The sequence below is a fragment of the Rhodococcus sp. NPDC058521 genome (genome assembly GCF_042719695.1).
Lineage (GTDB): Bacteria > Actinomycetota > Actinomycetes > Mycobacteriales > Mycobacteriaceae > Rhodococcus_F.
This window is the reverse complement of the sequence record NZ_JBHXNL010000016.1, coordinates 38,633-65,414: the sequence shown is the minus strand read 5'-3', so window position 1 is coordinate 65,414 and position 26,782 is coordinate 38,633. Positions and strand designations below refer to the sequence as shown.

The window sequence follows — 26,782 nt, the reverse complement described above, 5'->3', positions numbered from 1 at the left end:
CCGGGTGAACGTGTCAGGCGGCGAGGCTCCGGTCGACCGCGTCGAGGAGGCGGTCGGCGTCGGGCAGATGGTGTAGTTCCAGCTTCGCAGGCGGGTAGGGGATGTCGAAACCTCCCACCCGAAGCACCGGCGCCTCCAGTTGGTAGAAGCACCGCTCGGAAATGCGGGCGGCTATCTCGGCGCCCAAGCCGAGGAAGGTGGGCGCCTCGTGCGCCACGACGAGCCGTCCCGTTCGCCGAACCGATTCTTCGACGGTGTCGAAGTCGATGGGGGAGAGCGATCGCAGATCGACGATTTCGAGGGACCGACCTTCCTCCTCTGCGATCGTGGCGGCAGAGAGTGCAGTGGAGACCATTGCGCCGTACGCGACCACCGTGGCGTCCGTGCCGTGGTGGACGATGCGGGCACTGTGCAAGGGTAGATCGGCTGATGCCGACAGGTCGACGTCAGCCTTGTCCCAATAGCGGCGTTTCGGTTCGAAGAACACGACCGGATCGTCGGAGGCGACGGATTGCTGGACCATGTGAAAGGCGTCGGCAGGGTTGCTGGGGCTGACGACTCGGAGGCCGGCCGTGTGTGCGAAATAGGCTTCCGGTGACTCGGAATGATGTTCCACAGCACCGATTCCGCCGCCGAACGGGATTCGGATTGTGATGGGGGCTCGGACTGCGCCGCCCGTACGGTAGTGGATTTTCGCGACCTGCGACACGATCTGGTCGAACGCCGGGTAGACGAATCCGTCGAACTGTATTTCGCAGACCGGACGGTAGCCGCGCAGGGCCAATCCGAACGCGGTCCCGATGATTCCGGACTCCGCGAGAGGGGTGTCGATGACGCGATTGTCGCCGAAGTCCTTCTGAAGTGAGTCGGTGATACGGAAGACCCCACCGAGTGCGCCGACGTCTTCACCCATGACGATCACCTTGCGGTCGCGTTCGAGACTACGTCTGAGGCCGGCGCCGATTGCTGCGCCGAGGGCGATGGTGGTCACGACAGCACCTCCTGTCGTGTCCCGAACTGTTGTGTGCCGAATCCGTCCAGATACGCCGTGTACTCGGCTTTTTCTGCCGCGACGAGTGGGTGGTGCTCGGTGTAGACGTGATCGAAGAGGGAAGCGGGGACAGGGTCGGGTGCGTCGAGCGTGCCGGTTCGCATCTGCCGAGCGACAAGATCTGCGGTATCGCGAACCTGGCCGTCGAACTCTTCGCTCCACAGTTCTTCTCGTTCGAGTAGGCGCTGCATTCGCAGAATCGGATCGCGCGAGCGCCAAGCCTCGGTTTCCGCGGCCGAGCGGTAGCGCGTCGGGTCGTCGGAGGTCGTGTGCGGTCCCATGCGGTAGGTGATGGCTTCGATGAATCCGGGGCCGCCGCCGTCCCGAGCGCGTCTGGTGGCTTCACGGGTGACGGCGAGCACGGCGAGAACGTCGTTTCCGTCCACGCGCACCGATGGAATGCCGTGTCCGGCCGCACGACCGGCGATGGGTACGGGACTCTGCAATGCGACGGGTTCGCTGATCGCCCACTGGTTGTTCTGGCAGAAGAACACGACGGGGGCGTCGAGGCTGCGGGCGAAGACCATCGCTTCTGCCGTGTCACCCTGACTGGTGGCCCCGTCGCCGAAGTAGGAGATGGTCGCGATGTCGACGCCGTCCAGGTGAGCGCCCATTGCATATCCGGTCGCATGAAGACTCTGTGCTCCGACCACGATCGCCGGGTTGGTGACGCCGACGCTGTCCGGGTTCCAGCCCGAGAGTGCGCATCCTCGCCACATCCGCGTCATCGATGCAGGGTCCACGCCGCGGCAGTACGCGACCCCGTGCTCGCGGTAACTGATGAAGGCGTAGTCGTCCGGTTCGAGGGCTCGTGCGGAGCCGACCTGAGCGGCTTCCTGGCCGGTGGACGGTGCCCAGAGTCCGAGTTCACCCTGCCTCTGGAGCGCGATGGCCTCGGTGTCGATGCGCCTGGTGACGACGAGGTCCCGGTACAGGGCGCGGAGTGCGTCGGAGTCCACGTCCGCGACGAGTCGTGCATAGTCGGGCCGGTGTACGCGTCGGCCGTCCGGTTGGACCAGCTGAATCGGGTACGGGATCTTGTCGATCATCGTCAACACCTCCTGCGCGGCGGGCGGCCTCGTGAGCTACCGCGCCGTGAACGTGTCCTACCTCACAGCATCCTCTTCGAGGCGAAGTGCGCAAGTGACCGACGCAGAACTGTGCAGAATGCACGAACACGGGCGGGTCGGCGCTGGCAGACTGCGAAGAATGACCAATCTGGATGCCACCGATGCGCGATTGTTGCTCGCGTTGTCCGAGAGTCCTCGTGCGACCGGTGTGGAACTGGCTGCACGCCTGGGTCTGTCCCGAAATACGGTCCAGGCCCGTCTGTCCCGGTGGGAGAGCTCTGGGGCACTGGGGACGATGGATCGACGGGTGTCACCACGCGCCCTCGGCTATCCATTGTCCGCGTATGTCGCAACCAGAGTCGACCAGCATCAGCTCGACGGCGTGGTGGACGCACTGGCCGATATTCCGGAAGTGGTCGAGGTCTCGGGTATGACCGGGCAGACGGACCTTTCGGTGAAGGTGGTGGCCCGCGACGCGGACGATCTTTACCGGCTCGCCGGATTGATCCTGGAAATTCCCGGTGTGGAGCGGACGAACATGGCCCTCGTCATGCGCGAACTCGTGGGCCCGAGACTGACCCCACTTCTCGAGCGACTTGCCGGGAGTATCCCCAGCACGGCGTCAGCGGACAACCAGGAAGAGGACGAGGGTGACGGCGGCCAGAACCGCGAAGTACACCGCAGGTAGGGAAGTGGCGCGGGTATCGGGATTGCCGTAGTCCCCGTGCTTGACGTGAAAGCCGGTTGCCGCGAGGCCGAGCAGGAGCAGTCCCGCTGCGGCGGCTGCCCCGATGGGCCACACGAAGAGGCCGATCAGCAGACCGACACCGCCCGTTACCTCGGCAGCACCGATCATGCGCACCTGGTTTTCCACGAGGCCTCGGGATCGGAGTGAGGACCACACCGTGCCCTGCAGCCGGAGTTTGGGAACACTGACGGCCAGGGAAGCGATGGCGAGCACCACGGCGCACACGATGAGAACTGCATTCACGTCCGGTCTCCGTTCTCTTCTGGGGCGAATCTTTTCTGCTCGGATCTGAGAAGACGTCGTCGACTACCGATGCCACATTATGCGGTCGGCGCGACAAAACCCGGGGTTCGGGATCCGGGCCGCAGCGCGTGTCCAACGGTTAGCATCGTCCGCGTGACTGTCGTGGGACTGAACGAAGATGCCGTAGCCGCGTGGATCAACGGGCTCGGCGTGGGCGCCATCGCACCGCTGACCTTCGAGCGGATCGGGAACGGGCAATCGAACCTCACCTACTCGGTATCGGATTCGGGCGGTGGCCGCTGGGTCCTGCGTAGACCACCGCTCGGTCACATCCTGTCCTCCGCCCACGACGTGGTTCGTGAGCACAAGATCCTTTCGGCGCTGCAGGGGTCGTCGGTTCCGGTGCCGAAAATTCTTGCGCTCACGGAGGATCCGGACGTCACGGATGCGCCGCTGGTTCTGATGAGTTTCGTGGACGGTGTCGTGATCGACGGCGTCCCCACGGCGGAGAAGCTCACCCCCGAGCAGCGTGGAGCCGTCGGACTCGCGCTACCCAAGGCGCTGGCACACATCCATGCAGTGGACCTCGAGGACGTCGGTCTCGCCGACCTGGCGAGCCGAAAGCCGTTCGCCGCACGCCAGCTCAAGCGCTGGTCCACCCAATGGGCGCAGTCCAAGACACGTGACGTGCCGGACGTGGACCGGCTCGCCGACGTGCTGCAACGCAACATCCCGGAGCAGCACGAAGTGTCGTTGGTGCACGGCGATTTCCACCTGAACAACGTCATCGTCGCCCCCGACGAGGGCGAGGTGCGTGCGGTGGTGGACTGGGAACTCTGCACACTGGGGGATCCGCTCGCAGACATCGGCGCCTTGCTCGCCTACTGGCCGCAGCAGGGGGACGAGCACGTGGCGGGTCCGTTCATGGCCTCGACCCTCGAGGGTTTTCCGAGTCGCGCCGACCTGGTCGAGGCCTACGCACACGAAACAGGCAGAGAGATATCGGACGTCGGCTACTGGCACGTTCTCGCGTTGTGGAAACTGTCCATCATCGCCGAGGGCGTGCTGAGGCGAATCCTCGACGATCCTCGAAACGAAGCCGAGCACGGTGGTCCGACGGCCAAACTCGTCGACGGGATCATCGCGAGGGCGGTGTCGACCGCTGAAGCCGAGGGGCTGTCCTAGAAGACCGAAACCGAAGGGCGGTCCTGGATCTCAGTCGTCCTGGACGACGAGAAGTGTCGCCGCACTTCGAATCTCGGCCGGAATGGCAACGGGTTTCCTGGTCTCCGCGTCCACGTAGACGTGGACGAAACGGCCGACGGCCGCGGGTTCGAGAACACCGTCGTCGTCTCGGAAGATCGCCAACGAGTACACGATGCTCCGATTGCCGAGTCGCTCGATCGACAAGCCCACCTGAAGGCGGTCGGGAAAGCTCAGCTCGGCGAGGTACTTGCACGAGGTCTCGGCGACCACTCCGATGGCGGGGAAGTCGCGGATGTCCACGCCGGTGGTGGCCATCAGCCACCCGTTCACAGCCGTGTCGAAGTACGAGTAGTACGTGACGTTGTTGACGTGTCCGTAGTGGTCGTTGTCGTCCCATCGAGTCGGGACCGGCCACAGGGCAGGGTAATCGGCCGCGGCGGGTTGCTTCGGTGCATTGTCGGTCACAGAACCGACCCTAGCGTCCGGTGCGAGTCGCCTGTCGTACGACGCCGCCCGCCACCAGAGCCCAGAATGCCGACGCGATACCGAAGATGCTCACGCCCGACGCTGCAACGAGGAAGGTCACAACCGCACCACCACGCTCCTCGACATCTGCCAATGCGCCGGACAGGGCGCTGCCGAGGGTGGCGACAAGTGCCAGACCCGCGACCGCCTCGATGACTCCGTGGGGTGCGGCTGCGATCAGGGTGGCGGCGGCCGTGGAACAGATCGCAAGGGCGAGATATGCCCAACCGGCGGTGAACGCTGCCGTCCAGCGGCGTTTCGGGTCGGGGTCCGCCGCGGGCGCTGCCGCGAGTGCGGCGCTGATGGCCGCGAGGTTGACGGCGTGACCGCCGGCCGGGGCACCGACGATGGTGCCGATTCCGGTGACGATCATCGATGGACGCCACGGCACGCGATAGCCGAAGGAGTTCATGACCGCGATCCCAGGAATGTTCTGCGAGGCCATGGTGACGATGTACAACGGTATCGCGATTCCGATCAGGGCCTGCCAGGTCCAGATCGGTGCGGTGAACTCGACTGTGGGTATCAACGTATCGATCGGGAGGGTTCGGCCTTCCCTGATCAGGCTCACGGCGATCACACACGCTGCGACGCCGAATGCCGCTGGGACCGACCAACGTACGGACCAGCGCTGCAATACGAGCCACACGATGACCACCGGCGCCACTGCCCAGGGCGAGTCGCGTAGTGCGAACACGGGTTCCAGACACAACGGCATCAGGACGCCGGCCAGCATCGCTTGTGCCAGCGATGTGGGAATCGCCGCGACGGCTCGGCCCAGACGTGGCCAGAGGCCGGTCGCGACAATGGCAAAGCCGACCAGAACGAAGGCTCCGACCGCCGCGGTCCACCCGCCGGTGACGGAGCCCGCACCGGCCAGGAGTGCGGCGCCCGGTGTCGACCAGGCGAGAGTCAGCGGTATTCGGTATCGCCGTGACAACCACAGCATCCCGACCGCTTGCGTCACACACAGCGCCAACAGGCCCGAGGCGGCCTGTGGTTGATCGGCTCCCACGGCGCGCAGACCTGTGAGGACCACAGCGAACGAACTCGTGAATCCCACGAGGGCAGTGACGATTCCTGCTCCGATGGGCACACCGAGTCCGGGGAGCGGCTCGGTGGCTTCGGCTCGTGAATCGGTCACGGTCAGCGATTCTGCCGGATGCTACCTCTGGATTTCTGTCAGGATGGGATCATGTCGAATCCAGTCGTGATCGATGCCGGTCAACTTGCCGAACTCGTCGAATCGACACCACCGCCAGTGATCCTGGACGTGCGCTGGGCACTGGGTGATTCCGACGGCGCTCAGCACTATCTGGACGGCCATGTTCCCGGCGCGGTGTTCGTGGACCTGGACATCGAACTGGCCGATCCTCCGTCCACTGGTCGTGGACGGCATCCGCTACCCGCCCTCGACCGTCTGCAGGCTGTCGCGCGCACGTGGGGAATCGACGATTCGGACACCGTCGTGGTGTATGACGCCACCGGCAACCTTGCAGCAGCTCGTGCGTGGTGGCTGCTGCGTTGGGGCGGCCTGACCGATGTTCGTCTTCTCGACGGTGGGGTCGACGGATGGACCGACTCGGGTCGTGAACTCGCGGTCGGCCCGGGCGAGATTCCGGCCCCCGGCACGGTCACGCTCACGGGCGGCGGCATGCCGGTGATCGGCATCGACGAGGCGGCGTCCTGGCCGGAACGCGGCAGCCTGCTCGACGCCCGTGCGGCCGAACGGTTCACCGGCGAGACGGAACCCGTCGATCCTCGCGCGGGGCACATACCCGGCGCCGTCAACCTGCCCGCGGCAGACAACATCGACGACCGTGGACGCTTCAAGTCGAGCGCGGCGCTGTCCGAGCGATTCGCCGACGTCCGCGGACCGGTCGCGGTCTACTGCGGCTCGGGAGTCAATGCTGCGCAGCAGATCGCGTCGCTCGAAATTGCGGGGATCGACGCAGCCCTGTTTCCAGGCTCGTGGTCGCAGTGGTCCAACGACGACGAGCGTGAGGTGGCGGTGGGGGCCTGAACGTTCCGCGTTGTCAGGAGCGGGAGAACTCCGATGCCCGGGTGATCTGGTCCGGGCTGGGGCGAACGCCGGTGTAGAGGGCGAACTGCTCGGCAGCTTGTAGTGCGATGACCTGAGCGCCGGTGATGACGGTTTTGCCCTGCTCGGTGGCGGCGCGAACGAGGGGAGTATCGGGCGGCATCGCGACGACATCAAAGACTGCCTGAGCTGCCGCCACAGTCGAGTCCGAGAACGGCAAATCCGCGGACTCGGCGCGTCCGGCCATCCCGATGGGCGTGGCGTTGACGAGAAGTCCCGGTGTCCGCTCGCCGAGGTCCGACGTCCACGAAAACTCGTAGCGATCCGCAAGCGCATTTCCGGACCCGGAGTTTCGGGCGACCACGACGACGTCTTGGAAGCCGTGATCCCGCACGGCGGCGACGACGGCTTTCGCCATTCCGCCACTACCTGCGACTGCCACCGACAGTGACGTCGGCAGGGAGTTCTCGCGGAGCAACTGGGCCACGGCCTCGTAGTCGGTGTTGTAGGCGTGCAGTACGCCGTCCTCGTTGACAACCGTGTTGACCGAGTCGATGGCGGACGCCGAATCGTGCATGACATCGACGAGTTCGATTATCCGCTCCTTGAACGGCATCGAGACCCCGCATCCTCGAACGCCGAGCCCGCGGATCCCGCTGACCGCAGCGGCCAGGTCCGACGTGGTGAAGGCCTTGTAGACGTAGTTGAGGTCGAGTTCGTCGTACAGGTAGTTGTGGAATCGGGTGCCGATGTTGCTCGGGCGTCCGGATAGCGAGATGCATAGCTGGGTGTCCTTGTCGAGCAGCATTCTGCCGACTCTAGTTCTTCGTGGCCGGGTGGGGACCGTGAAGCTTCGCGTAGGCTGCCCGCTCCGCCTCGTGACGCTTGCGGGCTTTCGGATTCTCGAGATCAGGCGGCAGGCCGTGGCGTTCGAGGCGCCTTGCGCGGTTCTGTGCCATGTAGGCGACGCTGTAGAACAGCGCGAGCACGACGCCGAGCAGGGTCATCGAGGCGTTGAGCCACAGCGGTCCAGGGAAGAGGAAGAACGCGGCGAAGATGGGGAGGAAGGGGACCATACTGCGCACGAGGTGACGCGGGACCGCCCAATCGCCGACGAGATCGTTGCGCACCCAGTCCTGCATGGATTCCGGGAGTGTGCGTCCGAAGCAGTATCCCAGCCATTGCAAGGGTCCGGGTCGACGCTGTGTCATGGACTTCCCTTCTTCGTGTCGAGTGCGCCGGCCGCGAGGGCGGCGGCGTTGACGCTGGTGAGGACGCGATGGAGTTCTTCGAGCTCGGCCACATCGACTCCGAGGGCGTCGATCACGGCGGGCGGAACCTTCTCCGCCTCGGTGCGCAACGCCTTTCCTGCCTCGGTGAGTTCGACGACGAGCTGTCTTTCGTCTGCACGGCTCCGAGTGCGAACGAGGAGCCCGGACGCTTCCAGTCGCTTCAGGAGCGGTGAGAGGGTCGGCGAATCCAGTTGTAGCGCTTCGCCGATGGCCTTCACCGACATCGGAGAGGTCTCCCACAGGGCGAGCATCACCAGGTATTGCGGATGAGTGAGACCCATCGGTTCGAGGATCGGCCGATAGACACCGAGTACCGCTCTGTTCGCGACCGCGAGCGCGAAGCACACCTGTCGATCGAGCGCGAGGGGATCGACGTCGTGGGAATCCGGCATGCCACCGACGGTAGCAGATTCTTAATGCACAAACTATTCGTGCACTAATCGGATTACCGACAGGTTCGGGAGACCGTGGTGAATGCGTCCGCATCGGCACGAGTGATCGGCAGGCCGTAGTGCACGGCCACGGTCAGGTACTTGCCCGCATAGAAGCAGTGATACGCGGGGTTCGGTGGCAACCACTGGGAAGGAGTGCCGTCACTCTTTCGGAGGTTGTCGGGTCCGTTGACCGCAAGAAGGTTGAACTCGATGTCGTTGGCGAAACGCGTTCGCGCTTCGCGTGACCACTGGTGTGCTCCCATGTCCCAGGCCGCGGCAAGGGGATACACGTGATCGATCTGGACGGCCTTCGCGTCCGACCGGTCGAACGCGAGGGACGCGCCGGAATACGGGTCGGGAAGGATTCCGGTGAGCACGACGCACTCTCCGGTGCCTTCCCGGAACGTCGTGGCATGGAGGCTGAGTGCCAGCATGTTGTTTCGGGTGTCGCATCCGTCTCTGCCGCCCTGGGCATCCTGATCGTCCGACCACGCAGGGCCGTAGACGCAGCCTTTGCCGGAAGTGCAGGCCCGCTCGTAACCCACCGCGTGAGGTCGACTGTCCACGATGTGTACGGACGCGAGAAGTGTCTCGATATCCGCGCGAGACGGGCTTCCTGGTGCGGGTGCGACCGTGGTGAACTCGCCGAACACCGTGCCGCAACCGCCCAGCACCGCAGTGGACACCATCGCCGTGGCTACCCCCGCCACGATCAGACGACGAACATTCATGCGTCCCCCCGGGCGCCGAAAGATCGACCGAACATCGGTCGACGAGAACCCTAGCCCGAAGGCCCGACAGCTCAGGTGACTTCGACGACCACCTTGCCAGTCGAATGCCCCGATTCGACGCGAGCCAGCGCGTCACCCGCCTCCGCCAACGGCACCGCCATCCGCACGTGGGGGTCGACGGCGCCCGACGCGACGAGGGACGCGACCTCTGTGAACACCTCGGTCGTCCGACGGCGAACCACGCCCGAGCCGCCGAGTTCCTGCGCGGACAGGCTGTTGCCGATGCTGATCAATCGTGACGGGTCGGCGACCAGACCCGACAACTCGACGAGATCGGCACCGATCACGTCGAACACCGCGTCGATGTCGAGTGGTCCGGTGTCGCGCATCCGCGATGCCAGGCCGGGCCCGGATGCGATCCAGGTTGCACCGAGCGACGTCACCAGATCCTTCTTGGCGTCCCCGGCCGCGGCGATCACGCGCACACCGCTGCGCCGTGCCAGTTGGAGTGCTGCGAGCCCGACACCACCACCTGCGCCCACGACCAGCAGGGTTGCACCCTCGGCGAGGATCAGTTGCGCGAGCGCGTCGTATGCGGTTCCGACGGCGACGGGGATCACGGCCGCAGCGGTGAACGGCAACGTCTCGGGTTTGTGCGCGGTCGATGCCGCATTCGTGACCGTGTACTCGGCATACCCACCGAAACCCGTAGCCGTCGAACCGAACACGTGATCGCCCACGGCGAAACCTTCCACACGCTCGCCGACCGCCGTCACCACGCCTGCCACCTCGCGTCCCAGCACAGCGGGCAGCGTCACCGGGACCGAGTCCTTCCGAGTACCTTCGCGAACCTTCCAGTCGGCCGGGTTGACACCGGCCGCGTGCACAGCGACCTGGAGTTGACCGGGACCGGCTTCGGGCATCGGGACCTCGAGCAGCTGTTGCGTCTCCGGCCCGCCGTATTCGGTGAAGCAGTATGCGAGGGGCATGGCACCTACTGTGCCACCGGTCCGAAGTTCGCCCGATCGGGATGGTCGGAACCACCTGATTGGATGGACGGATGCTGCACGGTCTGTGGACGCCCGGTTCGGGGCTACTGCTGTGGGCGGACGGGCTCGCGACGCAGGGACCGGGCGCCGCCGACGACGAAGAGCCGGGCAACGCGGTGGACCGCATTCTGCGCCGCAAGTTCAGGCATCGGGCGACGGTCCCCATGCCGGCTCCACACACGGTCGACATGGTCGAATGGCCGGCAGTAGCGCTGGCCCCGCTCGATGCCGCGGACTTTCTCCTCGAGATGCCCCCGCGCGATCCTCGTGTTTCCGGTGATTTGAAGTACCTCGCGCATGTTGCCCGAGGGATCGACAGATGGGCGATGGCCGGTCGCGTGGTTCCGGGACTGCGTCGCGCCGACGGCGACTGGTGGCCCCGGTGGGAACTGGTCGGTGGCGAGCAGCAACGCGCGTGGCGGACCGAACTTGCGTTGGCCATGCCGACGGTGCAGCGGTACGGCGGCGACGTGCGGACGATCCTCGACGACATGCTCGCCGAACTGACCGATCCGATCGTGCGTCGGCACCTCGACGTGTCGGAACCGGGCGATCGGATGTTGGCCGCCCTGGTTCGGGGAGACACGTTCGACGAGGGAACGGCGAAGCTGTCGGGTGATCTCGACCGGTGGCGGGCCAGCCTGAAGGTCGACGAGCCCGAACTGGTCCTGCGGCTGCTCGAGCCGGAAGGAGACGAGGTGCCGGACGAGGCGTTGTGGCGCCTGCAGGTGTGCCTGAGGCTCGAGGGCGAGGCTCCGGAGCCGGTCCCGCTGCACCGGACGGATCGGGCTCGTCTGCAGTTGGGGGTCGCGAAGCTGACCGAGGCAGTCGCCGCGTATCCGCGCCTCGAGGACGTACCGAGTGCGCCGGACAGTCTCGACCTGATGTTGCCGACCGCCGTCGTGATCGATCTGATCACGCACGGGGCAACCGCCTTGCAGGAGAAGGGGATACATCTCCTGCTGCCGCGGGCATGGAAGACGGCGTCGCCGTCGATGCGGCTGAAGGTCACCGCTCCCGCGTCCCCGATATCGGCCGAGGATCGGTCGGTCGGAAAGGACCAGCTGCTCGAATACGAGTGGGAACTCGCGATCGGCGACGAGGTGCTGACCGCGGACGAGATGGCCCGACTGGTGAACGCCAAGAGTGGCCTCGTCCGCGTGCGCGGTGAGTGGGTGCGTGCCGACCCGGACGTGCTGTCCCGGGCGGCACGCTATGTGGCCGAGCGGAGCGGCGGTGGTGAACGGGGAATCCTCGACCTGCTGCAGGAGCTGATCGACGACGACCTGCGGGATCTGCCTGTCGAGGACATCGACGCATCCGGTTGGGTGCGTGCCCTGCTCGACGAGAACGCCCGGCCCGAGAGCGTCGGCGTTCCAGCGGGACTGAATGCCACGCTGCGGCCGTACCAGCAACGAGGGCTCGATTGGCTGGCGTTCATGAGCGATGCGGGCCTGGGTGCGGTTCTGGCCGACGACATGGGGTTGGGCAAGACAGTTCAACTTCTTGCCCTGCTGGCGCACGAACGATCGGATACTCCGACCTTGCTCGTCTGCCCGATGTCGGTCGTCGGTAACTGGCAGCGGGAGGCGGCGCGTTTCGTCCCGTCGTTGCGCGTTCTGGTGCACCACGGTTCGGGCCGTTCGTCCGGTGCGGAGTTCGCGGCGGCAGTCGCCGGGAGTGACCTGGTCATCACGACGTACGCGTTACTCGCCCGCGATTTGGGGCATCTGAAGGAACAGCCGTGGCGTCGGATCGTTCTCGACGAGGCGCAACATGTCAAGAACCCCAAGACCTCTCAGGCGAGGGCTGCTCGCAGCATCGTCGCCGATCATCGGGTGGCCCTGACCGGTACGCCGGTCGAGAATCGTCTCGACGAGTTGCGGGCCGTTCTCGATTTCGTGAACCGCGGCATCCTCGGATCCGAGTCGATGTTCCGTAAACGATTCGTCGTTCCCATCGAGCGGGACAAGGACGAGAACGCGGTCGCGCGCCTGCGTGCCATCACCTCGCCGTTCGTGCTTCGACGGGTGAAGACCGACCCCACCGTGATCGGTGACCTGCCCGACAAGGTCGAGATGACGATGCGCGCCAACCTCACTGCCGAGCAGGCTGCTCTGTACCGGGCGGTGGTCGACGACATGCTCGAGCAGATCAAGGACAAGGAGGGCATCAAGCGCAAGGGTGCCGTGCTGGCAGCCCTCACGAAACTCAAGCAGGTGTGCAATCACCCGGCCCATTTTCTGCACGACGGGTCCACGGTGCTCAAACGTGGTAGACATCGGTCGGGCAAGCTCGGGTTGATCGAGGACATCGTCGACTCGGTTATTGCCGAGGGCGAGAAAGTGTTGCTGTTCACGCAGTTCCGGGAGTTCGGCGACCTCGTCGTGCCGTACCTCGCGGAGCGTTTCGACACCCGGGTTCCCTTTCTGCACGGGGGAGTGTCGAAGAGCGGGCGGGACGCGATGGTCGCGGACTTCCAGTCGGTCGAAGGTCCGCCGGTGATGGTGCTGTCCCTCAAGGCGGGCGGTACGGGCCTGAATCTGACGGCAGCGAATCACGTTGTGCACATGGACCGTTGGTGGAATCCGGCCGTCGAGAACCAGGCAACTGATCGCGCATTTCGGATCGGGCAACGCCGCGACGTCCAGGTGCGCAAGCTCGTGTGTGTCGGCACTCTGGAGGAGAAGATCGACCTGATGATCGCCACCAAACAGGAGTTGGCGGACCTGGCCGTGGGTAACGGGGAGAACTGGGTGACCGAGATGAGCACGGAGCAGTTGAGCGATCTGCTGCGCCTCGGTGACGAGGCGGTGGGAGAGTGAGCCCGGCGGGGAAGCCGTATTTCGGGGATTTCGGGAAACGTCGGCCGGTGAAGGGCGGCCTCGAAGCGGTCTCTCGACGCGGTGGGTTCGGTCGCAGTTGGTGGGGACGCGAATTCGTCAGAACCGTCGACCTGATCGCCGACAAGGGGAGGATGGCTCGCGGACGCAGCTATGCGAGGTCCGGGCAGGTGCTGTCGCTCGACATTTCTGCGGGTTTCGTGACGGGTGAGGTGCAGGGCAGTCAGATCCACCCCTTCACGGCCAGGGTGGCGATTCCTGTTCTCGACGAGGAACACATCGTTGCGTTGACCGATCAGGTGCGCGAAGCGCCCGGGAGCGTGTCGACCCTGGCAGGCGGAAAGGTGCCGCAGATCCTCGGGCCGGCTCTGCTGCCATCTGGGCCGTCGGAGTTGCAGTTCGACTGCACGTGCCCCGACGTGGGCTGGCCGTGCAAACACGCCGCCGCCATCGCCTATCTGACGGCCGAACGGATCGACGAGGACCCGTTGCAGATCTTGCGGCTCCGCGGCGTCGAGTTCGAGACGTTGATGGACGGGATTGCCGATCCGGGCCGGGGCTCGGACGGGCCGGAGGAATGGGACTCGAGCGACTGGTTCGGGGACCGGGGACGCTTGCCGGCACTGCCACGGCCGGAACCGCGGCCGGCGGTGGACGATCTGGATCCTGGGCTCTTGCGCAGGGCGTTTCGGGCGCTGTGTGAGGACGAACGTGAGCTCGAAGGCAAGGTGGCCGAGTTGCGGAGGCTGTACGGCCGCCTCGGCTGACCTGCAGGTAAGTGCGAACTATAGACATACATGGACATCCAACTATAGGATGAGCACATAAAAGGGTGGGGCGATTCTGTGCCCTGCTGTACGCACATTCCGAGCAGGTATCCCTGAGCAAGGACGGGTCGCAATCATGGTTCGAGAGCTCTCCCACTTCATCGGCGGCAAGCAGGTCCCCGGCGCATCCGACCGTTTCGCCGACGTGTTCGACCCCAACACCGGCCAGGTCCAGGCTCGGGTGCCGTTGGCGAACCGGGAGGAAACCGAGGCTGTCATCGCCAACGCCGTGGAAGGGCAGCGGGAGTGGGCTGCGTTCAACCCGCAGAAGCGCGCCCGGGTGCTCATGAAGTTCCTGCAACTGGTCCAGGACGAGACCGAATCGCTCGCCCGACTGCTGTCCTCGGAACACGGAAAGACCATTCCCGACGCCAAGGGTGACATCCAGCGTGGCCTCGAAGTCATCGAGTTCGCCGTCGGAGCCCCACATCTCCTCAAGGGTGAGTACACCGAGTCCGCGGGCACCGGAATCGACGTCTACTCGATGCGCCAGCCGCTCGGAGTGGTCGCCGGCATCACGCCCTTCAACTTCCCGGCCATGATTCCGCTGTGGAAGGCCGGCCCCGCCCTCGCCGCCGGAAATGCGTTCGTCCTCAAGCCTTCCGAGCGTGACCCTTCGGTGCCGCTGCGTCTCGCCGAGCTGTTCCTGGAGGCCGGTCTTCCGGCCGGCGTGTTCAACGTCGTCAACGGCGACAAGGAAGTCGTCGATGTGCTGCTCACGGACGAGCGTGTCAAGGCAATCGGATTCGTGGGTTCGACCCCGATCGCGCAGTACATCTACGAGACCGCCGCGGCGCACGGCAAGCGGGCTCAGTGCTTCGGAGGCGCGAAGAACCACGCCATCGTGATGCCGGACGCCGATCTGGACGAGGTGGCGGACGCACTCATCGGAGCGGGCTACGGATCTGCCGGTGAGCGTTGCATGGCCATCTCCGTCGCAGTACCGGTAGGTGCGGAGACCGCCGACGCTCTGGTCGCCAAGTTGAAGGAGCGGGTCGCGGAGCTGAAGATCGGGCGCAGTGACGACGAAGGCGCCGATTTCGGGCCGTTGGTATGCAAGGACGCCCTCGACCGCGTGAACAACTACGTTCAGATCGGAATCGACGAAGGCGCCGAGGCTGTCGTCGACGGGCGAGGCTTCGTGTTCGAGGGTCACGAGGACGGCTTCTTCGCCGGTGCAACCCTCTTCGACAAGGTCACCCCGGACATGCGGATCTACAAGGAGGAAATCTTCGGACCGGTTCTCCTGGTGGCTCGCGCAGCCGATTACGAACAGGCCCTGCGGTTGCCGTCCGACCACGAATACGGCAACGGTGTCGCGATCTTCACCCGCGACGGTGACACCGCCCGCGACTTCACCAACCGAGTCAACGTCGGAATGGTCGGCGTCAACGTGCCGATTCCGGTGCCGATCGCGTACCACACCTTCGGTGGATGGAAGCGCTCCGGATTCGGCGACCTCAACCAGCACGGTCCCGACTCGTTCCGCTTCTACACCAAGACCAAGACGGTGACGCAGCGGTGGCCCTCCGGCACCAAGGAACAGGCCGACCACTTCGTCATCCCGACGATGAACTGATCGGACCCCACATGTTCACCTTGACCGATGACGAGCGGGCGATCCGTGACACCGCCCGCGACTTCGCGGCCGAGCACCTGGCACCCAATGCCGTGGAATGGGATCGGAGCAAGCACTTTCCGGTTGACGTACTCCGTAAGGCGGCGTCGCTGGGAATGGGCGGAATCTACATCCGCGAGGATGTGGGTGGCTCCGAACTGACCCGCGTGGACGCGGCACGAATCTTCGAGGAACTTGCGAAGGGTGATCCGTCCATCGCCGCCTACATCTCCATTCACAACATGGTGGCGTGGATGATCGACCGATTCGGCAACGACGAACAACGCCGAACCTGGGTGCCAGGTCTCTGCTCGATGGAGCGACTGGGCAGCTACTGCCTGACCGAGCCCGGTGCGGGCAGCGATGCCGCGGGTCTGAGTACCAAAGCTGTTGCCGACGGGGACGATTACGTTCTCGACGGCGTCAAACAGTTCATTTCCGGGGCCGGAACCTCGGACGTGTACGTTGTGATGGCCCGAACAGGAGAGTCCGGTCCGAAGGGCATCTCCGCGTTCATCGTTCCCAAGGGCTCACCCGGCCTGTCCTTCGGTCCCAACGAAGTGAAAATGGGATGGAACGCCCAGCCGACCCGCCAGGTGATCTTCGAGAACGTGCGAGTACCGGCAGCCAACCTTCTCGGGGACCTCGGTGGTGGCTTCCGGATCGCGATGTCCGGGCTCAACGGCGGCCGCCTCAACATCGCTGCGTGTTCGGTGGGCGGTGCGCAAGCGGCGCTCGACAAGGCTGCCGCATACCTGGTCGACCGCAAGGCGTTCGGTTCTTCCCTCATCGATTCCCAGGCTCTGCAATTTCAGCTGGCGGACATGCGAACGGAGCTCGAAGCGGCACGGACGCTGTTGTGGCGCGCGGCGGATGCGTTGCAGGTCGGCGCACCGGACGTTGTCGAACTCTGTGCGATGGCGAAACGATTCGGAACCGACACGGGCTTCGAGGTCGCCAACAAGGCGCTGCAGATGCACGGCGGATACGGCTATCTTGCGGAGTACGGGATCGAAAAGATCGTCCGGGATCTGCGTGTGCACCAGATCCTCGAAGGCACCAACGAGATCATGCGGGTGGTCGTCGCCCGCAGTGTGGTCTCGGCAGCGAAGAGCGCCATTGGAAAGCAAGGAGCGGCATGACTGGCATCGAGCCCGAGGTTCTCATCGAAAAGGGTGACGGCCTCGGCCGAATCACCCTCAATCGCCCGAAATCGATCAATGCACTGAATCATTCGATGGTGCAGAAGACCGCCGCGGCACTGCTCGAGTGGTCGAACGACGACGAGGTTCGCGCGGTGGTCGTCAGTGGTGCAGGCGACCGCGGACTGTGTGCGGGCGGCGACATCGTGTCGATCTATCACGATGCGAAGGACGGGGGCACGGGCTCTCTCGACTTCTGGCGCGACGAATACATCCTGAACGCTGCGATCGCGAACTACGCCAAGCCGTACGTCGCATTGATGGACGGAATCGTGATGGGTGGCGGTGTCGGAGTCTCCGCGCACGGCAGCGTCCGTGTCGTCACGGAGCGTTCCATGGTCGGAATGCCGGAGACCGGAATCGGTTTCGTCCCGGACGTGGGCGGTACATATCTGCTCTCGCGTGCCCCTGGGGAACTGGGCACGCACATCGCGCTGACCACTGCACGCCTGAGTGCCGGCGACGCCATCGCCTGCGGCTTCGCCGATCACTTCGTGCCCTCGGACAAGTTGGACGAGTTCGTCGCGGCGGTAGCGAACACGTCCGTGGACGATGCGCTGTCGGCCTTCGCGCAGCCTGCGCCCCCCTCCGATCTGCTCGCGCAGCAGAGTTGGATCGACGCAGCATATTCGGCCCCGACCGTTCAGCAGATCGTGTCGCGGCTGCAGAGCAGTGGAATTGCGGAGGCGGAGAAGGCGGCCGAGCAGATCCTCGCCAAGTCTCCCACCTCGCTCACGGTCACGCTTCGTGCACTACGCCAGGCCCGCGAGTTGGGCAGCCTCGAAGAAGTCCTCGACCAGGAGTTCCGGGTCTCGACCGCGGCCCTCGGTTCGCATGATCTCGTCGAGGGAATTCGCGCGCAGGTCGTCGAAAAGGATCGCAATCCGAAGTGGTCCCCGGCGAAGTTGGCGGACGTGTCGACCGCACAGGTGGACTCGTACTTCGCGCCGCTCGGCGATCGTGAACTCGGATTGTCACACACGTATGCGGCGCAGGTCGGCGACGCTCGGGAAGGAATATCATGACCACGAAAGTTGCGTTCCTCGGTCTGGGTCACATGGGTGGCCCCATGGCCGCGAATCTTGTCGCTGCAGGGCTCGACGTGACCGGGTTCGATCTCGTGCCTGCCGCGCTCGAACAGGCCAGGACCGACGGCCTTTCGATTGCAGATTCGGCGGTGTCCGCGGTCGACGGCGCAGACGTGGTGATCACGATGCTGCCCAACGGCAAGCTCGTTCTCGGCGTGTACGACGAGATACTCCCGGCCGCACAGCCGGGGACGCTGTTCATCGACAGCTCGACCATCGACGTCGCGGATGCGCAGGAAGCTCACCGCCGTGCCGTCGAGGCCGGACACCGCGTTGTGGACGCACCGGTGTCGGGCGGAGTTGTCGGCGCAACGGCCGGCACGCTGGCGTTCATGGTCGGTGGCACGACCGAGGACTTCGACGCGGCGAAGCCACTGCTGGACGTGATGGGCCGCAAGGTGGTTCATTGCGGTGACTCCGGTGTCGGTCAGGCCGCGAAGCTGTGCAACAACATGATTCTCGGCGTATCGATGATCGCGGTCAGTGAGGCGTTCGTGCTGGGGGAGAAGCTGGGTCTGAGCAATCAGGCACTGTTCGACGTCGCGTCCAATGCGTCCGGTCAGTGCTGGGCCCTCACCACCAATTGCCCGGTTCCCGGACCGGTGCCGACGAGCCCGGCGAACAACGACTACCAGCCGGGCTTCGCGGTGGCCCTCATGGACAAGGACCTGGGGTTGGCCACCAATGCGTTGCGGGCCAACGGCGTCGATGCCGAGTTGGGGTTGCGTGCGGCCGAGCTCTACGGCAGGTTCAACGAGGCCGGCTCCGGTGGCCGCGACTTCTCGGCGATCATCGAAGATGTGCGTGAACGATCAGCAAAGAACTCCAGCGAGGTGGACCAGTGACCGATTTCGAGACGATTCTGCTCGAGCGCAAGGGGCGAGTAGGGGTCATCACCCTGAATCGGCCGAAGGCGCTGAACGCGTTGAACTCGGAGTTGATGCGTGAGGTGGTCGCCGCCACCGACGAACTGGAGGCGGACGAGGGTATCGGCGCGATTCTCCTCACGGGATCGGATCGAGCTTTCGCAGCGGGTGCCGACATCAAGGAGATGCAGCCCAAAACTTACATGGAGATGTACCTGGGCGACTTCTTCGCGGGCTGGGACAGGTTGGCGAAGGCGCGCAAACCCACCATTGCTGCGGTCGCCGGTTACGCGCTCGGCGGTGGCTGTGAACTCGCCATGCTGTGTGACGTTCTGCTGGCAGCCGACACGGCGAAGTTCGGTCAGCCCGAGATCAAGCTGGGAGTCATTCCGGGCATCGGCGGCTCGCAGCGGCTCACTCGGGCAGTGGGCAAGGCCAAGGCCATGGAGATGTGCCTCACGGGCCGCAACATGGATGCCGAAGAAGCCGAGCGGGCCGGGCTGGTGTCGCGCATAGTTCCCGCCGCGGACCTGCTCGACGAGGCGTTGAGGACGGCAACCACCATCGCGGAAATGTCCTTGCCGATTGCGATGATGGCGAAAGAGGCGGTCAATCGGTCTTTCGAGACCACCCTAGACGAGGGAATCCGGTTCGAGCGCCGCGTCTTTCACTCGGCGTTCGCCACGGAGGACCAGACCGAGGGAATGGCTGCATTCGTGGACAAGCGTTCGCCGGAGTTCAAGCACCGCTGACAGACCGGACGGTCACCACGCTGACAGAGCGGACGGTCACCACTTGGTCGGAGCATCGCCGGTGTCGAAATCACCGGCGGTGCGCCGCAGCTGTGCCAGGGTCCGAATCAACTGATCGAGCGTGTCGTTCTCGAGGCCGGGCCGCGCGAAGACCTGAGCATTGAGACGTTCGGTGGACTCCACCGCGAGCGCGCGGCCGGCATCGGTGATCTCGACGAGAGTGGTTCTCCGGTCGCTGGGGTGGGGAACTCGCTTGACCAGTTCGGCGGCCTCGAGACGATCCACTGCATTGGTCACACTCGTCGGGTGAACCTGTAGACGCGCACTCGCTTTGGCCATCGGGAGGGCTCCCGTGCGCGTGAACGTGAGCAGGGTCAGCAACTCGTACCGGGCGAAGGTCAGTCCGGCAGGCTTCAGGACTTCCTCGACCCGTGCCATATAGATCTGCTGTGCCCGCATCACCGAGGTGACGGCAGCCATGCCATCGGCAACATCGCCCCAGCCGTGCACGGTCCACTGCCGGTGGGCCTCTTCGATCGGGTCCAGGGGAAGGGGTGACGGAGCCATGCACCGATCCTCCCACGACACCCGGGCACAGGCTGCCACGGTGGCGAAATCGTGCCTCACCAAGGTCCTGCACGCGGATGAAATCAGCTCGAGCAGAACCCTGGCCCCTGCGCCGCGGAATCGGCATATTGGTGGTCGACACGAGTTGTCGATGCGGGTGTGGCTGAGAGGCAAGGCACCGGCCTGCAAAGCCGTTCACACGGGTTCGAATCCCGTCACTCGCTCAACTGTCGCAGCGTATTGTGCCCGGCCCCTGCGTCCGACAACATCGATGCATGAGCACAGTGAGTTTGACCACGCACCTGCCGGTGTCTGCGGAGACTGCGCGAGCGCTGGCGCAGAAACCCGAGTTGTTCGCGTTCGTCGTCAGCGCGGTCATTCGAATGCCCCGGCTGACGGTGACCGGTCCGGTCGAAGAGGGAACCGAGGTGTCCGCGCGAATCTGGTGGTTCGGCATCGTGCCCGCGTGGAAGCACCATCTGAAGGTGATCCGGCTCGAACCGACCGAGATCTACACGAACGAGTGGGGTGGTCCCGTCCATACGTGGAACCACCGCCTCACGTTCACACCCATCGACCGGCACAGCTGCACGTATCGCGACGAGATCGAGACCGACGACGGTGTCGTCGGTCTCGTCACGCGTGCCTTCGTGCACGTGATGTTCCGTTTTCGGCACGCAGCTGGCGCAGTCTCACGCGCGTACTTGCCGATTAGGAGTCAGCCGAGGTCGACGGTCGGCCGGTAGAGGTCGAACCACGCCTCGAAGTTGAGCGCCTGCTCGATGTATCGACTCCATCCCGACGTAGTCGTATTTCGCAAAGGTAACTACTGTCTGCTTGCCGGTAGGGTGAGTCGTCAACAGAGTGGATTGCCTTGCAGGATCAGGCAATTGACACTTCTTTACTTGCGAATGACCAGTACCCGGTACTGCGTTCAGCTCTGTCGAATCCGCCCTGCGTGAACACGGACGTGCGGGCCTTCGCCAGGTGCGAGAATCCGAAGGTATGGATGCTCAACGCAGACTCACCCTGGTGGTCGGCGGTGGTAATGCGACGTCACCGTCCGCCGAACCCGCACCGCTCGTACGGGAGGTGTACGGACGAGTTCTGCGCGAGGAGCGCCTCGACCAGGATCGCAGTCTCGACGACGTGGCCCGCACCGTGGGGATGTCGAAGCAATATCTGTCCGAGGTCGAGCGGGGACGGAAGGAACCCTCGTCGGAGATGTTGCGGTCCGTGTGCGGCGCTCTCGGCCTGCCTGTCGACCAACTTCTCCATCGATCGATACGACGCATGAACCACAGACAGGGCCGCCCCGTCGTCAACGGGCCGAACCTCCTCGCCGCCTAACCCCTGTGAGTGGTTGGCGAGTCCCTGGACTCGTCAACCACTCACAGAGGGGGTGTCAGTCGCCGATGATCTGCGGGCGCAGCAGCACCCACACCGCGAACGTCGCCGAGAATCCGAGCATGATCAGACCTACCCACAGGTTCGCGTTCGTGCCCACGCTCATGTCGACGACATTGTTCGACGGATTCGACTGGGTACGTTCACCGAATGCGGACGGGAACAGTCCGGCCAGTGTCAGGAGCACGCCGTAGATGCCGAGCAGTGCGGCGATGATGCTCCGGATGTCGAGCAGGCGAGCCATCGCACCGGGCTTCTTTTCGGGAGTTGTCATTTCGCTGGTCCCTTCGAATCGGAGCGGGTCAGTGGAAGATCACGTTGAGGACGACGACGAGGCCGAGTGTGAACCCTGCCAACGGAACCGGGCGCTTGTACCACGGGTTGGTGGCGTCCTCCAGATCCTCGAACAGCTCCTGTGGCGTTTCGGAGTACACGAATCCGACCAGTTCCTCCGCCGGCTTCGGCCTGGTCACGAGACTGACTGCGACGCTCACCGCGATGTCGACGACGAATGCCGCAGACGCGGCGACGAAAGGCATGCCTTGTCCGGGAAGGTTCAGGACGCCGACTTCCTGGAGGAGGAAGACGGACACCGCCGACGCGGTTCCCGCTACCAGTCCGATCCAACCGGCCGCGGCGGTCATGCGCTTCCAGAACATACCCAGGATGAACGTCGCGAACAGTGGTGCGTTGAAGAACCCGAACAACGTCTGTAGGTAGTCCATAAGATTCGAGTAGCCCGACGCGATGAGCGCGGTGAAGATCGCGAGCACGGTCGCAGCGACCGTCGCGACACGGCCCACAGTGATGTAGTAGCCGTCCTCGCGATCCTTGACGATGTACTGCTGCCACAGGTCGTAGCTGAAAACCGTATTGAATGCCGAAATGTTCGCGGCCATGCCTGCCATGAAGGCCGCCATCAGTCCGGCCACGGCGACGCCCAACAACCCGTTGGGCAGGATGTCGCGCATCATCAGCAGCATGGCGTCGTTGTAGGTGATATCGCCGGTGCCGTTCTGCTTGAGATTGATCATGTCGCCGATTGCGGCTGCGGCGATCATGCCCGGGACGACAACGACGAAGGGCACCAGCATCTTCGGGATCGCGCCGATGATCGGTGCGCGCCTCGCTGCCGACATCGAACTCGACGCCATCGCACGCTGGACCTCGACGAAGTTCGTCGTCCAGTAACCGAACGAGAGAACGAAACCGAGGCCGAACACGATGCCGACGATCGACAGGATCGGCGAGTCGAAACCGCTCAGAGCCTGGCCGGGCCAGGAGGACAGCTGTTCGGACGTCGAGGCGGTCACGGTGCCGTCGGTTGTGGTCGGCACGACCTTGTCGCGTAGTCCGGACCAGCCGCCGACCTTGATCATGCCGATGACGGTCAGCGGTACGAGTGCCGCGAGGATAACGAAGAACTGCAGTACTTCGTTGTAGATCGCTGCCGATAGGCCACCGAGAACCGTGTAGGTCAGGACGATCGCGGCCGCGACGACGAGTGACACCCAGAGTGACCACCCCAGAAGAACTTTGACGACGGTCGCGAGTAGGAAGAGATTGACGCCTGCGATGAGGATCTGGGCCACTGCGAAACTGATCGCATTGACCAGATGCGCCTTCGAGTCGAAGCGTTTGCGCATGAACTCGGGAACGCTGCGAACCTTCGAGCCGTAATAGAAGGGCATCATGACAATCCCCAGGAAGATCATCGCGGGGATGGCGCCGATCCAGTAGTAGTGCATCGTCGCGAGGCCGAGTTGGGCGCCGTTGGCGGACATGCCCATGATCTCCACTGCGCCGAGATTCGCCGATACGAACGCGATACCGGTGACCCACGCGGGGAGGCGGCGTCCGGACAGGAAGAAGTCGAGGCTCGTCGAGAGTTGCCGTCGGGCGACGTACCCGATGCCGAGAACGAAGATGAAGTACACGGCGATGAGTACGTAGTCGAGGGCGTTCGTGTTGAAGGACAACACGCCCTGCGCCGCAAGGTTCGACGTCACGCGTCAACCTCCCTGGTCGAGTGAGCTGGGGCCGAGTGAGCTGAGTCACCGATGGCATTGATGCGAACGTAAAGTAACAGAGACGAACAAATAGCGACACCTTGCGGGTCGTGTGTGTTTGAGGATGTTTGGTAATGTTCGGAATATCGAGTGAATCGGAAGTGGGTGAGCATGCTCGCAGCAGAGCGGCACGAGCGGATCATGACTGCGCTCCGGAGCGACGGAGCGGTCCGAGTGGTCGAACTCGCCGAGAAGCTCGGCGTGTCCGAGATGACCATCCGACGTGATCTGGACGTTCTGGACGAGCGTGAGGCCCTGAGGAAGGTTCACGGCGGTGCCATCGCCCGTGGGAATCGGGGAGTGGAACCGTCGTCCACTGCCAAAGCCGCGCGCCAGCACGCCGAGAAGGTCGCGATCGCCCGCGCCGCAGTGGCTTTGGTCGAAGACGGTATGACCATCGCGATCAGCGCGGGTACCACCACGCTGGAGTTCGCCCGTCTGCTGCTCGGACGTCCGAGCCTCACCGTCGTCACCAACTCGATCTCCATCTTCTCGGAACTCACCGCCCATACGGACGGGTCGGATCCGACCGTCTATCTGACAGGTGGTTCGAGGACGCCGTCCGATGCACTCGTAGGGCCGATCGCCAACGCCACGCTCGACACTTTTCGAGTCGATGCGGTGTTCCTCGGCGTTCACGGATTCGACATCGATTCCGGCCTCACGTCGCCGAACATCGCAGAGGCCGAGACGAATCGCCGACTCATCGCTACCGGCCGCCGATTGTTCGTCCTGGCCGACAACACCAAGTACCGCGAGGTCGGCACGGCAGTGTTCGCGCAGATCGCGGCGGTGGACACGTTGGTGGTCGACGACGGGCTGGACGAGCCCTCGCGCGCAGAACTCACCCGACACGTCTCCCGGATCGTCGTGGCAAATGCGGTGTCGCCATGACGAACAGTTCCGAGGACCTGTCGAGCACGCTCGCGGACGGCCGGGAAATCACCTTCTATTCCCTGCCCGGCAACACCGTTCGACCGGTCGAGGACGTCCGGCCGCTGCCTCCGCGCCCCCATACGACGCCATCGGAGGTCCGATACGACCGGGCAACCGGGGACTGGGTGGCAATTGCAGCTCTCCGTCAGGACCGCACCTACAAGCCGCCCGCCGACCTGTGTCCGTTGTGCCCCTCGCCGGGCGGTGACTCCAGCGAGGTGCCTGCAGCTGACTACGACGTCGTCGTGTTCGAGAACCGGTTTCCGAGCCTGTCCGGGGCCGGGTCGTCAGCCCCGGAATTGCCGACTCCTTCGTCGGCCGAACCCACCTCGGCTCCGGGTATCGGCCGGTGTGAGGTGATCTGCTTCTCGAGTGACCACACCACGTCGTTCGCGGAGTTGCCGGTGGCTCACGCGCGGCTCGTCGTGGGTGTGTGGCGCACGCGCACCGAGGCGCTGCTCGCCACGGACGGCATCGAGCAGGTGTTCTGCTTCGAGAACCGCGGAGAGGAAATCGGAGTGACACTCTCGCACCCGCACGGTCAGATCTACGGTTACCCGTATCTCACGCCGCGCACCACGTCGATGCTCGGCAGAGCCGAGGCATACGAGCAGCGGCACCCCGGTGAGAATCTGTTCGCACGAATACTCGCCGGCGAGGTGTCCGACGGTGTTCGAGTCGTCGCCTCGAACGAGCACTTCACCGCCTTCGTTCCCTTCGCGGCCAGGTGGCCGGTGGAGGTGCACATCTACCCGAATCGGCACGTGCACAACCTCACCCAGCTCACCGATTCGGAGCTCGATGACCTCACGTCGATCTATCTCGACACTCTGCAACGGTTCGACCAGCTGTACTCGACACCCCTGCCGTACATCTCGGCGCTGCACCAGTACCGCCCCGATTCGGTTCAGCGTCACGGCCATTTCCACATCGAACTAATGTCGGTGCGACGCTCGGCCACCAAGTTGAAGTATCTCGCCGGGTCCGAATCCGCGATGGACGCCTTCATCACCGATGTCACTCCCGAAGCGATGGCGGCGTCGTTGCGGTCGGCAGCGCAGCCGACCGCGGATGGGAATGCGAGGTCGGGCCTGTGAAGCGAGTAGTGGCGCGGGCACCTGGCCGAATCAATGTGATCGGGGAACACACGGATTACAACCAGGGATACGCGATGCCGATCGCGCTGGCGCAGGCCACCACGGTCGAGTTCGCCCCTGATGATTCGACGAGCATTCGACTTCGAAGTAGCGAAGAGGGGGCGGGGGTCACGTTCGACATCCATGCGGTGCCGGGCGAAGTCGACGGCTGGTCGGCGTACCCGGCAGGTGCCGTGTGGGCTCTAGCGGAGGCGGGCCATCCTGTCGTCGGCGGGTCGATGACGGTGACCAGCGAAGTGCCGATCGGTGCGGGACTGTCGTCATCGGCTGCCCTCGAGTGTGCAGTCCTGCTCGCGATGAATGCGGCAACGGGGGTGTCACTCGACCGCCTGGAACTGGCACGCATCGCGCAGCGTGGTGAGAACGACTTCGTCGGCGCACCGACCGGCCTCATGGACCAACTTGCGTCCATCTACGGGGAGGAAGACCGTGCGCTTCTGATCGATTTCGACACGTCGGCTGTCACGCCGGTCAGTTTCGACCCCGCTGCGCACGGATGCTCGCTCGTGGTGATCAACTCCAACGCCGCGCATCACCATTCGACGGGTGAGTACGCCGCCCGCCGAGCTTCGTGTGCTCGCGCCGCGAGAGCCCTCGGAGTCGACTCGCTTCGCGAAGTGCAGGGCGAGGATCTCGAACGAACACTCGCGCGCGTCGACGGTGATACCGACCGCCGACGCGTCCGGCACATTCTGACCGAGAACGAACGGGTTCTCGACTGCGCCCACGCCATGGCCGAGGGTGACCTGAACCGAGTCGGCGAACTGATGACCCGATCACACGTGTCGATGCGGGACGACTTCGAGATCACCACCGCCCACATCGATCTCATCGCCGAATCCGCCGTGCGTCACGGCGCTCTCGGTGCACGGTTGACCGGTGGCGGCTTCGGAGGATGTGTGATCGCCCTGGTGCCCGCCGGCGACGTCGACGCGCTCGTGGACGCAGTTCGCGGTGACCTTCGCGGCGCCGAGTACCCCGCACCGGACGTATTCCTCGCCCGAGCCGGCGACGGCGCCCGCCCCACCCCTGTGAGTGGTTGACGAGTCTCTGGACTCGT

At 64.6% G+C, this 26,782-nt stretch carries 27 protein-coding genes, 1 tRNA gene and 1 pseudogene; 16 read left to right on the top strand and 13 right to left on the bottom strand.

Going from position 1 to position 26,782, the window contains the following annotated elements:
• Positions 1 to 13: 13 nt before the first annotated feature.
• On the bottom strand, positions 14 to 991 hold the full coding sequence (locus ACFWO3_RS19880; RefSeq protein WP_378580983.1) for an alpha-ketoacid dehydrogenase subunit beta: 978 nt from the start codon (positions 989 to 991) through the stop codon (positions 14 to 16).
• On the bottom strand, positions 988 to 2,100 hold the full coding sequence (pdhA, locus tag ACFWO3_RS19875) for a pyruvate dehydrogenase (acetyl-transferring) E1 component subunit alpha (protein ID WP_378580981.1): 1,113 nt from the start codon (positions 2,098 to 2,100) through the stop codon (positions 988 to 990). The genes ACFWO3_RS19880 and pdhA overlap by 4 nt, the downstream gene beginning before the upstream one ends.
• A gap of 160 nt (positions 2,101 to 2,260) precedes the next feature.
• On the opposite strand from pdhA, the gene ACFWO3_RS19870 reads away from it, so the two are divergent.
• A complete protein-coding gene (locus ACFWO3_RS19870; protein ID WP_378580979.1) occupies positions 2,261 to 2,809 on the top strand; it encodes an Lrp/AsnC family transcriptional regulator in 549 nt (182 codons plus the stop codon).
• Here ACFWO3_RS19870 and ACFWO3_RS19865 read toward each other — a convergent pair.
• Complete coding sequence (locus ACFWO3_RS19865; protein WP_378580977.1) at positions 2,744 to 3,112, bottom strand: DoxX family protein; 369 nt, start codon at positions 3,110 to 3,112, stop codon at positions 2,744 to 2,746. The two genes, ACFWO3_RS19870 and ACFWO3_RS19865, sit on opposite strands and share 66 nt — an antisense overlap.
• 153 nt (positions 3,113 to 3,265) lie before the next feature.
• Here ACFWO3_RS19865 and ACFWO3_RS19860 point away from each other — a divergent pair, with 153 nt between their 5' ends.
• Positions 3,266 to 4,297, top strand: a complete 1,032-nt coding sequence (locus ACFWO3_RS19860) for a phosphotransferase family protein (protein ID WP_378580976.1) — start codon at positions 3,266 to 3,268, stop codon at positions 4,295 to 4,297.
• 30 nt (positions 4,298 to 4,327) lie between these two features.
• On the opposite strand, the gene ACFWO3_RS19855 is transcribed toward ACFWO3_RS19860, so the two are convergent.
• Both ACFWO3_RS19855 and ACFWO3_RS19850 read right to left on the bottom strand, forming a co-directional pair.
• Positions 4,328 to 4,783 carry an acyl-CoA thioesterase gene (locus tag ACFWO3_RS19855; RefSeq protein WP_378580974.1) on the bottom strand — a complete coding sequence of 152 codons (456 nt, stop codon included), beginning with the start codon at positions 4,781 to 4,783 and terminating at the stop codon, positions 4,328 to 4,330.
• 10 nt (positions 4,784 to 4,793) lie between these two features.
• The gene (locus tag ACFWO3_RS19850; RefSeq protein ID WP_378580972.1) at positions 4,794 to 5,987 is read right to left on the bottom strand and encodes a benzoate/H(+) symporter BenE family transporter; all 1,194 of its coding nucleotides are present in this window, start codon (positions 5,985 to 5,987) and stop codon (positions 4,794 to 4,796) included.
• 51 nt (positions 5,988 to 6,038) lie between these two features.
• Between ACFWO3_RS19850 and ACFWO3_RS19845 the strand changes: the two genes are divergently transcribed.
• Positions 6,039 to 6,866 (top strand): sulfurtransferase, encoded by an 828-nt coding sequence (locus ACFWO3_RS19845; RefSeq protein WP_378580970.1) that lies wholly within the window; start codon positions 6,039 to 6,041, stop codon positions 6,864 to 6,866.
• Between the two features lie 13 nt (positions 6,867 to 6,879).
• On the opposite strand, the gene ACFWO3_RS19840 is transcribed toward ACFWO3_RS19845, so the two are convergent.
• From ACFWO3_RS19840 to ACFWO3_RS19820, 5 genes are all read right to left on the bottom strand, one after another.
• Positions 6,880 to 7,692, bottom strand: a complete 813-nt coding sequence (locus ACFWO3_RS19840) for a shikimate 5-dehydrogenase (RefSeq protein ID WP_378580969.1) — start codon at positions 7,690 to 7,692, stop codon at positions 6,880 to 6,882.
• Between the two features lie 10 nt (positions 7,693 to 7,702).
• The gene (locus ACFWO3_RS19835) at positions 7,703 to 8,095 is read right to left on the bottom strand and encodes a DUF5313 family protein (RefSeq protein ID WP_378580967.1); all 393 of its coding nucleotides are present in this window, start codon (positions 8,093 to 8,095) and stop codon (positions 7,703 to 7,705) included.
• On the bottom strand, positions 8,092 to 8,568 hold the full coding sequence (locus ACFWO3_RS19830) for a MarR family winged helix-turn-helix transcriptional regulator (RefSeq protein ID WP_378580965.1): 477 nt from the start codon (positions 8,566 to 8,568) through the stop codon (positions 8,092 to 8,094). The genes ACFWO3_RS19835 and ACFWO3_RS19830 overlap by 4 nt, the downstream gene beginning before the upstream one ends.
• A 53-nt stretch (positions 8,569 to 8,621) precedes the next feature.
• Positions 8,622 to 9,341, bottom strand: a complete 720-nt coding sequence (locus ACFWO3_RS19825) for an HNH endonuclease family protein (protein ID WP_378580963.1) — start codon at positions 9,339 to 9,341, stop codon at positions 8,622 to 8,624.
• A gap of 71 nt (positions 9,342 to 9,412) precedes the next feature.
• Entirely contained in the window at positions 9,413 to 10,330 is a 918-nt protein-coding gene (locus tag ACFWO3_RS19820) for an NADP-dependent oxidoreductase (protein ID WP_378580961.1), read from the bottom strand.
• Between the two features lie 71 nt (positions 10,331 to 10,401).
• Between ACFWO3_RS19820 and ACFWO3_RS19815 the strand changes: the two genes are divergently transcribed.
• The 7 genes from ACFWO3_RS19815 (at position 10,402) to ACFWO3_RS19785 (ending at position 19,586) form a co-directional block, all read left to right on the top strand.
• On the top strand, positions 10,402 to 13,215 hold the full coding sequence (locus tag ACFWO3_RS19815; RefSeq protein WP_378580959.1) for a DEAD/DEAH box helicase: 2,814 nt from the start codon (positions 10,402 to 10,404) through the stop codon (positions 13,213 to 13,215).
• Complete coding sequence (locus tag ACFWO3_RS19810; protein WP_378580957.1) at positions 13,212 to 14,000, top strand: SWIM zinc finger family protein; 789 nt, start codon at positions 13,212 to 13,214, stop codon at positions 13,998 to 14,000. Before ACFWO3_RS19815 ends, ACFWO3_RS19810 begins: the two co-directional genes overlap by 4 nt.
• A 136-nt stretch (positions 14,001 to 14,136) precedes the next feature.
• Positions 14,137 to 15,639 (top strand): CoA-acylating methylmalonate-semialdehyde dehydrogenase, encoded by a 1,503-nt coding sequence (locus tag ACFWO3_RS19805; RefSeq protein ID WP_378580955.1) that lies wholly within the window; start codon positions 14,137 to 14,139, stop codon positions 15,637 to 15,639.
• Between the two features lie 11 nt (positions 15,640 to 15,650).
• Positions 15,651 to 16,820 carry an acyl-CoA dehydrogenase family protein gene (locus tag ACFWO3_RS19800; RefSeq protein WP_378580953.1) on the top strand — a complete coding sequence of 390 codons (1,170 nt, stop codon included), beginning with the start codon at positions 15,651 to 15,653 and terminating at the stop codon, positions 16,818 to 16,820.
• The gene (locus ACFWO3_RS19795; protein WP_378580951.1) at positions 16,817 to 17,905 is read left to right on the top strand and encodes an enoyl-CoA hydratase/isomerase family protein; all 1,089 of its coding nucleotides are present in this window, start codon (positions 16,817 to 16,819) and stop codon (positions 17,903 to 17,905) included. Before ACFWO3_RS19800 ends, ACFWO3_RS19795 begins: the two co-directional genes overlap by 4 nt.
• Complete coding sequence (gene mmsB, locus ACFWO3_RS19790) at positions 17,902 to 18,813, top strand: 3-hydroxyisobutyrate dehydrogenase (RefSeq protein WP_378580949.1); 912 nt, start codon at positions 17,902 to 17,904, stop codon at positions 18,811 to 18,813. The genes ACFWO3_RS19795 and mmsB overlap by 4 nt, the downstream gene beginning before the upstream one ends.
• On the top strand, positions 18,810 to 19,586 hold the full coding sequence (locus ACFWO3_RS19785) for an enoyl-CoA hydratase (protein WP_378580947.1): 777 nt from the start codon (positions 18,810 to 18,812) through the stop codon (positions 19,584 to 19,586). The genes mmsB and ACFWO3_RS19785 overlap by 4 nt, the downstream gene beginning before the upstream one ends.
• A gap of 36 nt (positions 19,587 to 19,622) precedes the next feature.
• Here the strand turns inward: ACFWO3_RS19785 and ACFWO3_RS19780 are convergent, their stop codons facing one another.
• A complete protein-coding gene (locus tag ACFWO3_RS19780) occupies positions 19,623 to 20,153 on the bottom strand; it encodes a MarR family winged helix-turn-helix transcriptional regulator (RefSeq protein WP_378580945.1) in 531 nt (176 codons plus the stop codon).
• A gap of 153 nt (positions 20,154 to 20,306) precedes the next feature.
• Here ACFWO3_RS19780 and ACFWO3_RS19775 point away from each other — a divergent pair.
• The 3 genes and pseudogenes from ACFWO3_RS19775 to ACFWO3_RS19765 all read left to right on the top strand — a co-directional run bounded on the left by ACFWO3_RS19775 (position 20,307) and on the right by ACFWO3_RS19765 (position 21,503).
• Positions 20,307 to 20,377, top strand: a tRNA-Cys gene (locus tag ACFWO3_RS19775).
• Positions 20,378 to 20,428: 51 nt separating this feature from the next.
• A pseudogene (locus ACFWO3_RS19770) lies at positions 20,429 to 20,868 on the top strand (hypothetical protein).
• Positions 20,869 to 21,158: 290 nt separating this feature from the next.
• The gene (locus ACFWO3_RS19765) at positions 21,159 to 21,503 is read left to right on the top strand and encodes a helix-turn-helix domain-containing protein (RefSeq protein WP_378580943.1); all 345 of its coding nucleotides are present in this window, start codon (positions 21,159 to 21,161) and stop codon (positions 21,501 to 21,503) included.
• Between the two features lie 55 nt (positions 21,504 to 21,558).
• On the opposite strand, the gene ACFWO3_RS19760 is transcribed toward ACFWO3_RS19765, so the two are convergent.
• Together ACFWO3_RS19760 and ACFWO3_RS19755 are read right to left on the bottom strand one after the other, a co-directional pair.
• Positions 21,559 to 21,834, bottom strand: a complete 276-nt coding sequence (locus ACFWO3_RS19760; RefSeq protein WP_378580937.1) for a hypothetical protein — start codon at positions 21,832 to 21,834, stop codon at positions 21,559 to 21,561.
• A 28-nt stretch (positions 21,835 to 21,862) separates the two neighbouring features.
• Positions 21,863 to 23,569 (bottom strand): sodium:solute symporter family protein, encoded by a 1,707-nt coding sequence (locus ACFWO3_RS19755; RefSeq protein ID WP_378580936.1) that lies wholly within the window; start codon positions 23,567 to 23,569, stop codon positions 21,863 to 21,865.
• Between the two features lie 171 nt (positions 23,570 to 23,740).
• On the opposite strand from ACFWO3_RS19755, the gene ACFWO3_RS19750 reads away from it, so the two are divergent.
• The 3 genes from ACFWO3_RS19750 to galK are packed head-to-tail and all read left to right on the top strand — an operon-like array spanning position 23,741 to position 26,765.
• Positions 23,741 to 24,523 carry a DeoR/GlpR family DNA-binding transcription regulator gene (locus ACFWO3_RS19750; protein WP_378581031.1) on the top strand — a complete coding sequence of 261 codons (783 nt, stop codon included), beginning with the start codon at positions 23,741 to 23,743 and terminating at the stop codon, positions 24,521 to 24,523.
• Positions 24,520 to 25,662, top strand: a complete 1,143-nt coding sequence (gene galT, locus ACFWO3_RS19745; RefSeq protein ID WP_378580934.1) for a galactose-1-phosphate uridylyltransferase — start codon at positions 24,520 to 24,522, stop codon at positions 25,660 to 25,662. The genes ACFWO3_RS19750 and galT overlap by 4 nt, the downstream gene beginning before the upstream one ends.
• Positions 25,659 to 26,765 (top strand): galactokinase, encoded by a 1,107-nt coding sequence (gene galK / locus ACFWO3_RS19740; protein WP_378580932.1) that lies wholly within the window; start codon positions 25,659 to 25,661, stop codon positions 26,763 to 26,765. The genes galT and galK overlap by 4 nt, the downstream gene beginning before the upstream one ends.
• The last annotated feature ends 17 nt before the right edge of the window (positions 26,766 to 26,782 follow it).

Coding starts and splice junctions, on each gene's coding strand:
- pdhA (WP_378580981.1), bottom strand. CDS start 2,100: ATGATCGACAAGATCCCGTACCCGATTCAGCTGGTCCAACCGGACGGC.
- ACFWO3_RS19870 (WP_378580979.1), top strand. CDS start 2,261: ATGACCAATCTGGATGCCACCGATGCGCGATTGTTGCTCGCGTTGTCC.
- ACFWO3_RS19845 (WP_378580970.1), top strand. CDS start 6,039: ATGTCGAATCCAGTCGTGATCGATGCCGGTCAACTTGCCGAACTCGTC.
- ACFWO3_RS19840 (WP_378580969.1), bottom strand. CDS start 7,692: ATGCTGCTCGACAAGGACACCCAGCTATGCATCTCGCTATCCGGACGC.
- ACFWO3_RS19835 (WP_378580967.1), bottom strand. CDS start 8,095: ATGACACAGCGTCGACCCGGACCCTTGCAATGGCTGGGATACTGCTTC.
- ACFWO3_RS19830 (WP_378580965.1), bottom strand. CDS start 8,568: ATGCCGGATTCCCACGACGTCGATCCCCTCGCGCTCGATCGACAGGTG.
- ACFWO3_RS19825 (WP_378580963.1), bottom strand. CDS start 9,341: ATGAATGTTCGTCGTCTGATCGTGGCGGGGGTAGCCACGGCGATGGTG.
- ACFWO3_RS19820 (WP_378580961.1), bottom strand. CDS start 10,330: ATGCCCCTCGCATACTGCTTCACCGAATACGGCGGGCCGGAGACGCAA.
- ACFWO3_RS19815 (WP_378580959.1), top strand. CDS start 10,402: ATGCTGCACGGTCTGTGGACGCCCGGTTCGGGGCTACTGCTGTGGGCG.
- ACFWO3_RS19805 (WP_378580955.1), top strand. CDS start 14,137: ATGGTTCGAGAGCTCTCCCACTTCATCGGCGGCAAGCAGGTCCCCGGC.
- ACFWO3_RS19800 (WP_378580953.1), top strand. CDS start 15,651: ATGTTCACCTTGACCGATGACGAGCGGGCGATCCGTGACACCGCCCGC.
- ACFWO3_RS19795 (WP_378580951.1), top strand. CDS start 16,817: ATGACTGGCATCGAGCCCGAGGTTCTCATCGAAAAGGGTGACGGCCTC.
- mmsB (WP_378580949.1), top strand. CDS start 17,902: ATGACCACGAAAGTTGCGTTCCTCGGTCTGGGTCACATGGGTGGCCCC.
- ACFWO3_RS19780 (WP_378580945.1), bottom strand. CDS start 20,153: ATGGCTCCGTCACCCCTTCCCCTGGACCCGATCGAAGAGGCCCACCGG.
- ACFWO3_RS19765 (WP_378580943.1), top strand. CDS start 21,159: ATGGATGCTCAACGCAGACTCACCCTGGTGGTCGGCGGTGGTAATGCG.
- ACFWO3_RS19760 (WP_378580937.1), bottom strand. CDS start 21,834: ATGACAACTCCCGAAAAGAAGCCCGGTGCGATGGCTCGCCTGCTCGAC.
- ACFWO3_RS19750 (WP_378581031.1), top strand. CDS start 23,741: ATGCTCGCAGCAGAGCGGCACGAGCGGATCATGACTGCGCTCCGGAGC.
- galT (WP_378580934.1), top strand. CDS start 24,520: ATGACGAACAGTTCCGAGGACCTGTCGAGCACGCTCGCGGACGGCCGG.